Origin of the sequence: Paenibacillus sp. OAE614, assembly GCF_040546645.1 — a bacterium.
Classification (GTDB): domain Bacteria; phylum Bacillota; class Bacilli; order Paenibacillales; family Paenibacillaceae; genus Paenibacillus_AQ; species Paenibacillus_AQ favisporus.
Genome location: NZ_JBEPOD010000001.1, coordinates 1,714,097 through 1,725,679 on the forward strand (window position 1 = coordinate 1,714,097; position 11,583 = coordinate 1,725,679).

Below are 11,583 nucleotides of genomic sequence, written 5' to 3' on the forward strand. Positions count from 1 at the left end.
ATGGCGCTGATTTTGTCGTGTTCCTACGTGCTGCATGAACTGCTGTCCGCCAATTTGGACCTGCTGTACTTTCTCAGCCTTGTCCTGATTTTCGCGGATATCTATAAAAACAAACGGCTGACGGTCAAAGCACTGGGTTACATCTACCTTGTCGTCCTGTATGCCCTGCTGCAGATCGTGCTGAACGACCAGATCGAGATTCCAAGACTGGTGATTAACGTCGCGAAAATCTTTCTGAACGTCTTTTTATTCATACAAATCAAGGAATCGAAAATTCCATTACCGGTATGGAGAAAAATGGCCGTCTATTCCTCCCTGCTTCATGTATTCCTTCTTGCCGTCAGCCTTGCGTTTAAAACGGAATGGCTGTGGAGATTGGACGAAACGGTCAATATTTATCAAAAAACGAGGCTGTCGCTCCTGTACTTCGAACCGAGCGAAGCCTCTTTTCATGCCGCCTTGCTGGTCCTGCTGCTCGTTTTCTTTGCCCTGCGGGAAAAATCAGGGTCCAGGAATCTTCTCCACTTTGCGCTGATCGGCGCGAATCTGGTCATTGTGGTGCTCTCGGCCGGCATGGGCGGCATGTTCAGCCTGTCACTGGCCTGTGTCGTGATGTACTTATTTTATTTGAAGGAAAACTTCAGCACGGTCCGGGTGCTCGGGCTGATTGCCCTGATCTTTCTGGCGGTTCTTAGTGTGCTGGCGGTCGTGAACAGCAATAACAGCTTCTATCTCCGCTTTAACGATATCGTGAATGGAAATGACGGGTCGGTCGTCTACCGGTTTAACGTCAGCTTTCGCGTCATGAAACAGATGCTGATGGACACTCATTATTTCGGCATCGGTTTCGGCAATCTGAACACGGACACGGTCCATAACGCCTATGCCGGCTTCGGGCTGGTGGATGTCATCTCCAACTCCTTTATGTACGCCATGGCCGAGGGAGGGTGGCTGATGCTCCTTCTCCTCGCAGTCTTCTTCCTGTCATTGATCCTTCCGGTTCGTCCGGAAGAAAAAATATTGAAATACGCGCTTCTCTTCTTTATTGTCAGCTACCAAATCGCCGGCGGATATTTTACGAACCCGGTCAATTGGATTGTGTATGGCATCATAGCCAATCCCTATTTGCTTCGGCACAGCCGCAGCCCAAATCCTGTTCCCGCTGAGAATCTGCCCGCCGCAGGCGTTCAGAGCACGGGGACCTTGGAGTTGAAGTCATGAAACTGCTGCATGTCACCCTTGGATTGCCCCCATACCGAACAGGCGGACTGACGAAATACAGCGTCGATCTCATGCTGTCCCAGCTTCAGCAGGGGCATGAAGTCAGCTTGCTGTATCCGGGGCGTTATACATGGTCCGGAAAAATGAAAACTAAGCCAAACCCTCCGTATGAGGGCATCGGCGTATACGAGATCATCAATCCGCTTCCGGTTCCCCTTCTCGGAGGGATCGGTCGCCCACCCGCATTCTCCCGAGCCGGGGATCCGGAGGTATTCCTTGAGCTGCTCCGGGAAGTACAGCCGGATCTGATCCATTTTCACACTTTGATGGGAATCCATAAAGAACTCTTGGAGGCGGCCAAAGCGCTGGGAATCCGGACGGTATATACGTCGCACGACTACTTCGGCATCTGCCCCAAGGTTAACCTCCTGAATGCGGCAGGAGACCACTGCGACGATTTTGACCAGGGAAAGAGCTGCATATCCTGCAACCAGCATGCGTATTCGCCGCACATGATCTACATAATGCAGTCCTACAGCTACAGGCGCTTGAAAAACAGCCGGATTTTGCAAAAGGCCCGCAGGGCCGTGAAAAAACGAACTTCCAGCACTTCCAGCCATATGCCTAGGAAAGCGGGGGATTCCAAACCTATGATTCATCCGGAACGAGCCAACGAATACAAAGAGCTCAGAAGCTATTACTTGGAAATGTATCAAATGATCGACGAATTTCATTTCAACAGCCAGGTGGCCAAGGAAATTTTTACGGCTTACCTGAACGTGAAAGGAAAAGTCCTGTCCATCCGCCACCGTCATATGGCCGACCGGAGAGTCTTAAAATCATTTCCTTCCGCGGATGAACCCCTGCGCATCGCTTATTTGGGTCCGGTTGACCGGTATAAAGGATTTTTCCTGCTGCAGGAGGCGCTGGATCAGCTGCCGGATACCCATGCGGGCCATTGGCATCTTCACGTTTACGGAAATGACGGCATCCCGGCATCGGCACCACCTGCCGAACACTGCACTTTTCATGGCCGCTACGAACCGGATCAGCTTGCCGGTATTTTCGCGGAAACCGATCTGCTGATCGTCCCCAGCATATGGAAGGAAACGTTCGGTTTCGTCGGGCTGGAAGGGCTGTCGCACGGGGTACCGGTGCTGGTCTCCAGACAGGCGGGTGTGAAGGATATGATCGCAGACGGAGTCAACGGATGGATTTTTGAGCCTGATCCCGCGGATCTGGCGCAGTCTCTTACACACCTGCTGGCCAATCGGCATTTGCTGGCCGCGGCGAACCGCAGCATCGTGAACAGCGAACTGGACTTGTCCATGCAGCGTCATGCCCAGGATATCTATGATTGGTATCTTCAAATCGGAGAAGAGGTCGTGGTCAAATGAAGCACGTGTTTATCGTTGGCTCGAAAGGAATACCGGCGAAGTACGGCGGGTTTGAGACCTTCGTCGACCAGCTGACCGGAAGAAAGACCGACGGGGATACCCAATATCATGTCGCCTGCCTGTCCGACCGCAAAGCAGAGGAATTTATGTATCAGGATGCGCGCTGCTTTCCGGTGCATACACCGAAGATGGGAAGTGCAAGGGCGGTCGTCTACGATGTGCTCAGCCTGCTGGAGTGCCTGAAATATATCAAAACCCATCGGCTTGAGAACAGCATCGTTTATGTATTGGCCTGCCGGATCGGCCCTGTTTTCTATATTCTGAAAAGGCAGCTCGAAAAGCTGGGGGTTGCTGTGTTCGTCAATCCTGACGGTCATGAATGGAAAAGGGGAAAATGGAGCGCACCCGTCAAACGCTACTGGAAGTGGTCCGAGCGGCTGATGGTGAAGCACGCGGATCTTCTCGTTTGCGATTCCCGCGGGATCGAGCAGTACATTCATGACATGTACGCCCGGTATGAGCCGAATACCACCTTTATCGCCTACGGGGCGGACGTGACGCCGTCGCCGCTGGGCGATGAGGATCACCGGTTTACGGATTGGATGGACCGGTTCGGATTGTCCAAATACGGATATTATTTGGTCATCGGCCGCTTTGTTCCGGAGAACAACTATGAATTGATGATCCGCGAGTTTATGAAGTCGGGCACCGCCAAAGACTTGGTCATTGTGACGGGGGCCCAGCAGCAGCCGTTTTATGACGAGCTGCGGCAAAGAACGGGTTTCGATTCGGATCCGCGGATCAAATTTGTAGGAACCGTCTACGAGCAGCCGCTCTTGAAAAAGATCCGGGAGCAGGCATACGGATACTGCCATGGTCATGAAGTGGGCGGAACGAACCCGTCCCTGTTGGAATCGCTGGCATCGACAAGGCTGAACCTTTTGTTTGACGTCGTATTCAACCGGGAAGTCGGCGGGGAGAGCTGTCACTATTTTTCGAATGAATCCGGCGCCTTGAGCAGGCTGATTGATGAGGCTGAATCGTGGAGTCACGAACAGCTGGAGGAGCTTGGGGAACGGGCGAAGCACCGGATCCGGAGCTTATATTCGTGGGATCATATCGTGCAATCCTACGAAACGCTGTTTCAAGGGAACGATTATGTGCGGGCGAAGCAGGCGGGCGGAAGCCGGCTGGCGCGCACCAAAGGGACGACAACACCTTTGTGAAGTGAACTGGGCCCATTCGTCAGGGTACAGCACTTGGCTATATGGAACCTGCGGCAGGTAAAATAGGCAAGCGGCCCTAGGGAAATGTCCAAAGCTAAGCAAGTCTGCCCCGAATACAATAGCATTGGACTTGACATTCGTAGATGGGGAGGTTTTGCCTATGGGTCGTCTTTTCGATAGGCATCGGCATAAGAAGGGGATGGGGCAGCGGGGAAACGGGGGCCGCGCTAAGCCGGAGAAGAAAATCGCTTCCATATCGGCGGCTGAAGCGACCGGCGGGAATCTTCCGCTGAACTCGGTGGGTACGTCCAATCTGGTGGATGGGGCCGTGGTGACGACCAAAATCGCCGAACATTCGGTCACTGCCGACAAGCTCGGTTTAACCTGGCTGAGCGTCCCTGCCGCCGCAGGCTTCGCTGATGCCCTGAGCCGATTGAAAGCCCAAGGGGGTGGCGTGCTCGTAGTGCCCGCGGGAGATTATCCGATCCCGGCCGATACAGTGGTGGATCCGGGCATTACCCTTCGCTTGATGAACGGGGCCCGGCTAAACATCGCACAAGGAAAAGTGCTGACCATTAACGGCGGTGTGGAGGCCGGATTGTACCCCATCTTTACAGGTTCAGGCATCATGAAAGGGGCGCTGGCCGAATACTATCCGCAGTGGTTCGGAGCGGCTGCCGACGGGAACGCGGACGATTCAGCCGGCATTCAGGCCGCCGTCAACGCAGCGGATGGTTCGGGGGCGACCGTGGTCCTGCCTGCAGGAACGTACAAAATCAGGGAAATCAAGCTTCAGAATCGTATGAAGCTGAGAGGAGAGAAGGGGGCAGTACTGGAGCCGTTTACCGCGGGTCAGGATGCAAAACTGACCGCTTCCGGAGCAGCCGGATTTGAGGTAGCCGACCTTGAAGGACCTATCGGCTTGAACATCCTATCCAGTTCGGATTTCGTCATCCGGAATCTCCGGGTTCGTCAAAATGTGGAGGGATGGCATATCTACCAGTCCGAGGACGGACAGCTTATGGATAACCGCATCGTGGAGTCCGCCAATAAGGACGAACGATTCATATACCTTAACGATTGTACCCGTATGCTCGTTCAGGGCAACCAGATCCGGAATCAGACCTTGTTCAACGGCGCAGATCCGAACAGCAATACGGGAATCAATATTTCCTCCTCCAGCTACTGCCAAATCGTCAATAACTATGTGGAAAACTGCGGCGGTCAGGGCATCTGCTTCGACACCAATACAGGGATTGCGGACGCTGCGTCCCGGGCCTGCTTCAGCAACATTGCCGCAGGCAATATCGTGATCGGGAACGGGCAGGAAGGGATTACGGCGTTTGCTTCCAAACAATACGAAACCTATGATATAACGGTCGTAAACAATATTTGCATCAATAACCGGTATAACGGGATCGAATTTTGGGGTGTCAGGCAGGGCGTGATCGAGGGGAACAGCATCAGTGCGCCCGCGATGAAGGAGTACAGCTTCGGGGCGATCAACATTTTCGCGACGAAGGACGTCATCATCGACGGCAATTCGATCGAGAATGTGCCTACCTCCGGGATTGCACTGGTCAACGGACCGAAATATGCGGAGTCCCGGTGCCAGAATATCATCATCACGAGCAACCGGATCTTGAACTGGAACAACCTTGACCTGAGCCCCGCGACCAATCATGACCAGATCTGCGGGATTAATTTGTTCAATGCCGACTGCTGCCTGATTCAAGGGAATCTGCTGATGGACACGAGACCCGGCCGAAAAAATATCGTAAAAGCCATTTCTGTAGTGGAAGGCCGGCATCTGATCCGGGGCAATATCAATCCCCAGAATTTATTGATTGACGACCATGTGGAAGCCGATTTGGCCTGGGCCGGGCACCAAATTGCCGAACGGACCCCTTTCGTACGGTTTTCGTCCTTGCCGGGCGACGTCAACAACGGTGTCATGACAGGGGTGGACCCCGGAACTGTATGGTATAACCACAGCAAGCGGGCATTGTTTTATAAAGGATACGATAAAACGATGCTGACCCCGCTGGTTCTGGATGAGAAGAGCACCTCCGGGTTCCCGTCCGGAGACTATGCACCGGGATTTTTCAGCTATCAGACCCAAACGGGAAGGCTGTTCTACCGCGGTAAACCGATTAATTCCAACGGCAAGTACGCGGAGGTTGTGCTGAAGGATAAGTTCATCAATTTGAAAAGAAGTACCGAAGTGTCGAAAACCCCGGTCGAAGGCGACACCTACTACGATACTGTTCGGAAAAAGCCGGTCTATTATGACGGCGCAAATTGGAGAGATTTCAGCGGTAACATCGTTAGTGTGAACCCATAATCAAGGGATGTCCTGTGGTGTGCAGATCATATGATGATAGAGAGAGGGGTTGTTCGCAGGTGAAAGGCATCATTTTGGCAGGGGGCAGCGGCACCAGGCTGTATCCGCTCACCAGAATCATTTCCAAACAGCTGCTGCCGATTTATGACAAACCGATGATATATTACCCGTTGTCCGTTCTTATGCTTGCGGGAATCCGGGATATTCTGATCATATCGACGCCGCAGGACACTCCCCGGTTTGAAGAGCTGTTCGGCACAGGTGAGCAGCTCGGAATCCGGCTGTCTTATGCAGTGCAGGAACAGCCGAACGGGCTTGCGGAGTCGTTCATCATCGGCGAGGAGTTTATCGGCGGGGACAGCGTGGCTTTGATTCTGGGAGATAATTTGTTCCACGGCCATGGACTGACGGAAATGCTGCAGACGGCGGTCCAGCGCGAGCAGGGTGCCACGATCTTCGGCTACCATGTGCAGGATCCCGGCCGATTCGGCGTGGTGGAGTTCGATGCAGACGGGCGGGCCGTTTCTATTCAAGAGAAACCCGCAGAGCCGCGGTCCAATTACGCGGTAACCGGACTGTACTTTTATGACCGGAACGTTGTGGATTACGCCAAGCAAATCGTACCATCAGACAGGGGGGAGCTGGAAATTACCGATATTAACCGGATGTATCTGGAGCGTGGACAGCTGCGTGTGGAAATATTGGGCCGCGGTTTTTCGTGGTTTGATTCGGGAACGCATGAGTCGCTGCTGGAGGCTTCCCAATATATTGAGACGATTGAGAAAAGGCAAAGTCTGAAGGTGGCCTGCCTTGAGGAAATTTCCTATTCCAAAGGATATATCAACCGGGAGCAGCTGACTCTGCTTGCCGAGCGGATGAGCAAAAATGCATACGGGGCCTATCTCATGCAGCTTGCCGCCGGTAACGTCCAAGCCATCTATCAATGATGGATCAGCTGGATACATACCAAAAGCCGGCGCCTCTGCGGCAGAGGGCCGGCTGTGAATGGGGAGCAGGCCCAGCAGCTTTGCTGTTTCCTTGCTTCCTCAGTAAACTTTATGGATCACATCCTCAAAAGCCGGCTCTTCCGTATGGATGTCGGCTGCTTCGCCCCATGTGGACATTTCGCGCAGAATGTCTACCGCACGGATCAGCTGGCGGTTCGCTTCAACCCGGACGTAATCGGGTCCGGTCTCGACGACGCGGAACGCTTCCCCGGTGGGGAGGCGCACTTCAAGCGGGAGCTGGAGGCTCTCTCCTGGCGGTAGCGGGATGGACCAAGCTCCTGCGAAAGTTACCCGGATCGTCGTCGGAAGACCGATCTTCTCCCGGAGTTCATCGATCGTCCCGTCATAGCTGAGCTGCCCGTGATTGATCACCATCACGCGCTCGCAGAGCTGCTCGATGTCGTCCATGTCATGGGTGGTCAGCAGGATCGTCTTGCCGAACTCGGTATTCAGCGTCTTCAGAAATTCGCGGATGCTGCGCTTGGCGGTGACATCGAGGCCGATCGTCGGCTCATCCATGAACAGGACGTCCGGATCATGCAGCATCGAGGCCGCGATGTCGGCCCGCATCCGCTGTCCTAGGGACAGCTTGCGCACCGGCGTCGTCCAAAATTCCCCCAGGCCGAGCAGCTCGGACAGCTGTCCGAGACGCAGGTCTCGCTCCTTGTCCCCAACTTTGTACATATGGGCCAATATTTCGTATGAGTCTTTGACCGGCAGATCCCACCACAGCTGGCTTCGCTGCCCGAAGACGACGCCAAGGCGGCTGACGACGCGTCGCCTGTGCCGATGCGGATCGACCCCGGCGATGCGGACTTCCCCTGATGACGGATGAAGGATGCCGGTCAGCATTTTGATCGTCGTCGATTTGCCCGCACCGTTCGGCCCGATATAGCCGATAAAATCCCCCTGGTTGATCGTAAAGCTGATATCTTTCACCGCTTCCTTGACACGGTAGTCCCGCGTAAACAAGGTGCGGATGCCCGCGAAGCTCCCCTCCTTGACCACAGGCGTTTTAAACTGCTTGTGTAGCCCCCTGGCTTCAATCATCGGCTGGGGCCGATCCTTATCCGCCGACTGATCCAACTCTGTCCGTACGGCTGATTCTGTCATGATTCCCATATCGATCTTCTCCTTTCTAGCTTCCGGTACTTTGGTAACGGGACATGCCGAATGTCCACAATTTCATGCTGGCGAAGAGGCAGACTGCCGCCACCAGGACGATGCCAAGCAGGACCCAGGCGCCCAGCTCCCCGCGCAGGATAAACAGCGAAGGTACATAATTGACAAAACCGACGGGAATGACGACGAGCAGGATGGACCGGAGCCAGACAGGATACAAGACCAGCGGGTAACGGACCGCGGTCTGGGAGGCGTCCTCCGTCAGCGTCTGCAGCTCGTTGATTCGGGTCAGCCAGAACCCGGCGGTAGCGGTGGTGAGACCGATGGCGAACAGGATGACTGCTCCCGTAAGGATCACCAGAAAAGTGAAGGGAACCGCTATCCAGGTAATTTGCCCGGCCTGCATCATCCCGTGCAGCGCCCAGGTCAGAATAAATCCGCCCTGCAGCAGTTCCCCCGGCATCATCCGGAAGTTTTGCGACATCAGGGCAAGCAGAACAGGGACCGGCCGGGTCAGGAGCTGATCCAGGTCGCCTGACGTCAGGTAGTTCTCAAGATGATGAACATCATTGGCAAAGCTGCGGTACAGCGCCTTGGACAGCGTCATGACGGCAAACAGGTAGCCGACTTCATAGAGCGACCAGCCTTTCACCGCGCCGAACTTGTTCAGCACGATGGCAATCATGAGAAACTCGGCGATCTGGATCCCGGCGGCCAGAAACGTCCCAAGCAGAAAGTTCATCTTATACTGCATCCCGCTGCGGATGCTGGACCGGATCAATACGAAATACAGATGAAGCCAATACCGAATGTTCATCCGCCCTGCACCTCCACCTTGCGGCGAACGACCGCCGTTACGCCAAGACAAGCCAGAGTCATCAGTACGCACCATACGAGAGAGCCCAGCAGCCGGGAGGCATCCTCAAACCCGAGGTAAATCCGGGTCGGTACGTACAGCAGGTAAGGATAGGGGGAGATCCAGGAAACCGTTTGCAGCCAGCGCGGCAGCCATTCCACCGGAATGAAAAAGCCTGCCAGCAGGTTGATCAGGGCATGGTTCATCCAATACAGCCAGCTGGATTCCGTGGTCCACAAGGCCGTAGCCCCGATGATGTAATTCATGCAGATCGATAAATAGGCGGCCGCGGCCAAACCGGCCAGTGCCAGAAGCAGGGTGGTGACTTGCTGCGGAAGCGACAGGGAGAATACGAGGACGTACAGCAGATAGATCGGAACGGACTTGTACACAAACTGGTACGCGATTTGACCCCATTCCCGGCACATCAAATGAACGAACAGATGAACCGGGCGCATCAGATCCAGCGAGATCTGGCCTGTCCTGACCGATTGGGGAATGCCCAGCCCATTGGTCGTAAATCCGGAAATCCACAGCGACGCTTGGGTAAAAGCGATGTAGCCGATCATCCCGTGCACGCCGTATTCGCCGAGCGGCCTGTCCTGGCCGATGCCGATCCAGATGCAGGCATACAGGTAGCCGAACAGGGCGCTTGCAACGTTGTGCAGCATATGGGCCCCGCGGTACTGCAGGTTGCGCGCATACGCTTTTGAAGCAAGTGAGAAATAAAGCATTACACACCTCCGATAAGTTTTGTGGCGACGAGAACCGTCAACTTCAGTCAAGGCGGGTGAGTGAGAAGGATTTCCATCATACCAAAAATAGGATGGCGCGACAAGGAAAAGTTTTCGGCCGGAGGCAGATACATCCTTGTCTGCTGCCGTGCGCATGCAGCGTCATGACATTCCACTATAACGCTTTCTTGCCGCTTTTTCCACGTGATTTCCCACAATTATTTTTGTAATCAGAGGCGGTCCGGCGCATATTGACTTGCCCTTCCTTCCGAGTAGAATGGGAGCAAAGACGAAGTGAAAACGACAAAATGATTCGGTTTGAAGGCACCGGAGGAGAGTACCCGATGATATCATTCAAGACGCGGCCGCAGCACCGCCGCAAGACTTCCATGCAGCGCAGAAACCTGAGGGTAGCCAGCCTGGAAGGCATCCCGGCCGTGATGTTTATGACCCTGCTCGGCGGGCAGTTTTTGACCGGTTATCTGCTGTACCTTGGCGCAAGCTCGGGTGAGATTGGATTCGTGCTGGCGATCACGACTTTTGTCAACATCGTCCAAATTTTTGCCGCGTATCTGATCCAGAGGCTGCGCAGCCGGAAGTGGACGCTGGTGCTGTTCGTAGCCGTGCACCGGGTCATTTGGGGAAGCACCGGTCTCGTGCCGTTTATTGTCCCGAAGCCTTACTGGGTGCCCGCGTTTATCGTATTGTACACGGTGGCCTTCATGTTCAATACGCTGGGGGGCATCCTGTGGAACTCGCTTATCAGCGATATGGTCCACCCCAAAGTCAGAGGACGGTACTTCGGCATCCGGAACACGATTCTGAATGCGCTCGGAACGCTGGTGATGTACGGGGGTGGAGTCATCCTCGATCATGAGCCGGGCGGAAAGGGATTTCTGCTGCTCTATATCATCGTCTGGGTCTGCATTGCGGCCAATATCGCCGTGTTCTTCTTCTATCCGGACATTCCGTTTGAGCGGTCCTCGGAGAAGCGTTTTATCCCGATGCTGAAAAAACCGCTGCGCGACGCTTCTTTTCTGAAGGCGACGCTCTTCCTGGCCGGATTCCTGTTTCTGCAAAACCTGGTTGTGCCGCTGTATTCGTACGTCATGCTGGAAATGCTGCACATCAATTATCAGACGCTGTCGCTGCTGAACGTGCTGCAAACGGTGTCCATGATGGCCAGCTTCTATGTGTGGGGTAATCTGAACGTTCGGCACAGCAACCGCAGGCTGCTGTTCTGGACGCTGCCGATCATCGCATTATCCTGCCTATGCTGGGGGGTGCTGTCGGTACTGCCGATGCTGCCTGTGCTGATTGCGGCACACATGATTTTTGGCATCGGTGTCGGCGGATTCAACCAGCTGGCGTTCAATTTCATGATCGGTGACACGCCGAAGGCGGAGCGTCCGATGTATATGGCGATGTACGCGGCGATTACGGGTGTCGCAGCGTTCTTTGGCCCGCTGATCGGGGGCAATCTTTACGAGCTCATCGGCCATTGGCCGGAATGGACCCGGATCTATGGCGTGCAGATCGTCGTCGGCCTGAGCATGCTGCTGCTGACGGTCAGTCTAGGCCGGAAAATTCTGCGGAATTCGTGAGGGCTCGAGAAAAAAAGGTCAATGTTCATCCTAATCGAATGCGAAGGGTTGAGGGTACCTCCCATAAGAAGA

General features: G+C 54.5%; 9 protein-coding genes. 6 read left to right on the forward strand and 3 right to left on the reverse strand.

What is annotated here, in order from left to right:
• From ABIE48_RS08205 to rfbA, 5 genes are all read left to right on the forward strand, one after another.
• On the forward strand, nt 1–1,221 hold the full coding sequence (locus ABIE48_RS08205; RefSeq protein ID WP_192714804.1) for a hypothetical protein: 1,221 nt from the start codon (nt 1–3) through the stop codon (nt 1,219–1,221).
• Nucleotides 1,218–2,618: a glycosyltransferase gene (locus ABIE48_RS08210; protein ID WP_192714803.1), complete on the forward strand. Its 1,401-nt coding sequence runs from the start codon at nt 1,218–1,220 to the stop codon at nt 2,616–2,618. Before ABIE48_RS08205 ends, ABIE48_RS08210 begins: the two co-directional genes overlap by 4 nt.
• Nucleotides 2,615–3,844 carry a beta 1-4 rhamnosyltransferase Cps2T gene (cps2T, locus tag ABIE48_RS08215; RefSeq protein WP_192714802.1) on the forward strand — a complete coding sequence of 410 codons (1,230 nt, stop codon included), beginning with the start codon at nt 2,615–2,617 and terminating at the stop codon, nt 3,842–3,844. The genes ABIE48_RS08210 and cps2T overlap by 4 nt, the downstream gene beginning before the upstream one ends.
• Nucleotides 3,845–4,004: 160 nt before the next feature.
• Nucleotides 4,005–6,188: a right-handed parallel beta-helix repeat-containing protein gene (locus ABIE48_RS08220; RefSeq protein ID WP_192714801.1), complete on the forward strand. Its 2,184-nt coding sequence runs from the start codon at nt 4,005–4,007 to the stop codon at nt 6,186–6,188.
• A gap of 59 nt (nt 6,189–6,247) precedes the next feature.
• Nucleotides 6,248–7,135: a glucose-1-phosphate thymidylyltransferase RfbA gene (rfbA, locus tag ABIE48_RS08225; RefSeq protein WP_145022123.1), complete on the forward strand. Its 888-nt coding sequence runs from the start codon at nt 6,248–6,250 to the stop codon at nt 7,133–7,135.
• A gap of 99 nt (nt 7,136–7,234) precedes the next feature.
• Here rfbA and ABIE48_RS08230 read toward each other — a convergent pair whose 3' ends face one another.
• The 3 genes from ABIE48_RS08230 to ABIE48_RS08240 all read right to left on the reverse strand — a co-directional run bounded on the left by ABIE48_RS08230 (nt 7,235) and on the right by ABIE48_RS08240 (nt 9,907).
• Nucleotides 7,235–8,245: an ABC transporter ATP-binding protein gene (locus ABIE48_RS08230; RefSeq protein WP_192715342.1), complete on the reverse strand. Its 1,011-nt coding sequence runs from the start codon at nt 8,243–8,245 to the stop codon at nt 7,235–7,237.
• An 88-nt stretch (nt 8,246–8,333) separates the two neighbouring features.
• Nucleotides 8,334–9,134 carry an ABC transporter permease gene (locus tag ABIE48_RS08235; RefSeq protein WP_145022120.1) on the reverse strand — a complete coding sequence of 267 codons (801 nt, stop codon included), beginning with the start codon at nt 9,132–9,134 and terminating at the stop codon, nt 8,334–8,336.
• On the reverse strand, nt 9,131–9,907 hold the full coding sequence (locus ABIE48_RS08240; RefSeq protein ID WP_089546469.1) for an ABC transporter permease: 777 nt from the start codon (nt 9,905–9,907) through the stop codon (nt 9,131–9,133). Before ABIE48_RS08240 ends, ABIE48_RS08235 begins: the two co-directional genes overlap by 4 nt.
• A 344-nt stretch (nt 9,908–10,251) precedes the next feature.
• Here ABIE48_RS08240 and ABIE48_RS08245 point away from each other — a divergent pair, with 344 nt between their 5' ends.
• On the forward strand, nt 10,252–11,511 hold the full coding sequence (locus ABIE48_RS08245) for an MFS transporter (protein ID WP_192714800.1): 1,260 nt from the start codon (nt 10,252–10,254) through the stop codon (nt 11,509–11,511).
• Nucleotides 11,512–11,583 lie beyond the last annotated feature (72 nt).

Excerpts from the sequence above, each read along its gene's own strand:
- ABIE48_RS08205 (WP_192714804.1), top strand. The coding sequence starts at position 1 with ATGGCGCTGATTTTGTCGTGTTCCTACGTGCTGCATGAACTGCTGTCC.
- ABIE48_RS08210 (WP_192714803.1), top strand. The coding sequence starts at position 1,218 with ATGAAACTGCTGCATGTCACCCTTGGATTGCCCCCATACCGAACAGGC.
- cps2T (WP_192714802.1), top strand. The coding sequence starts at position 2,615 with ATGAAGCACGTGTTTATCGTTGGCTCGAAAGGAATACCGGCGAAGTAC.
- ABIE48_RS08220 (WP_192714801.1), top strand. The coding sequence starts at position 4,005 with ATGGGTCGTCTTTTCGATAGGCATCGGCATAAGAAGGGGATGGGGCAG.
- ABIE48_RS08230 (WP_192715342.1), bottom strand. The coding sequence starts at position 8,245 with ATGATTGAAGCCAGGGGGCTACACAAGCAGTTTAAAACGCCTGTGGTC.
- ABIE48_RS08235 (WP_145022120.1), bottom strand. The coding sequence starts at position 9,134 with ATGAACATTCGGTATTGGCTTCATCTGTATTTCGTATTGATCCGGTCC.
- ABIE48_RS08240 (WP_089546469.1), bottom strand. The coding sequence starts at position 9,907 with ATGCTTTATTTCTCACTTGCTTCAAAAGCGTATGCGCGCAACCTGCAG.
- ABIE48_RS08245 (WP_192714800.1), top strand. The coding sequence starts at position 10,252 with ATGATATCATTCAAGACGCGGCCGCAGCACCGCCGCAAGACTTCCATG.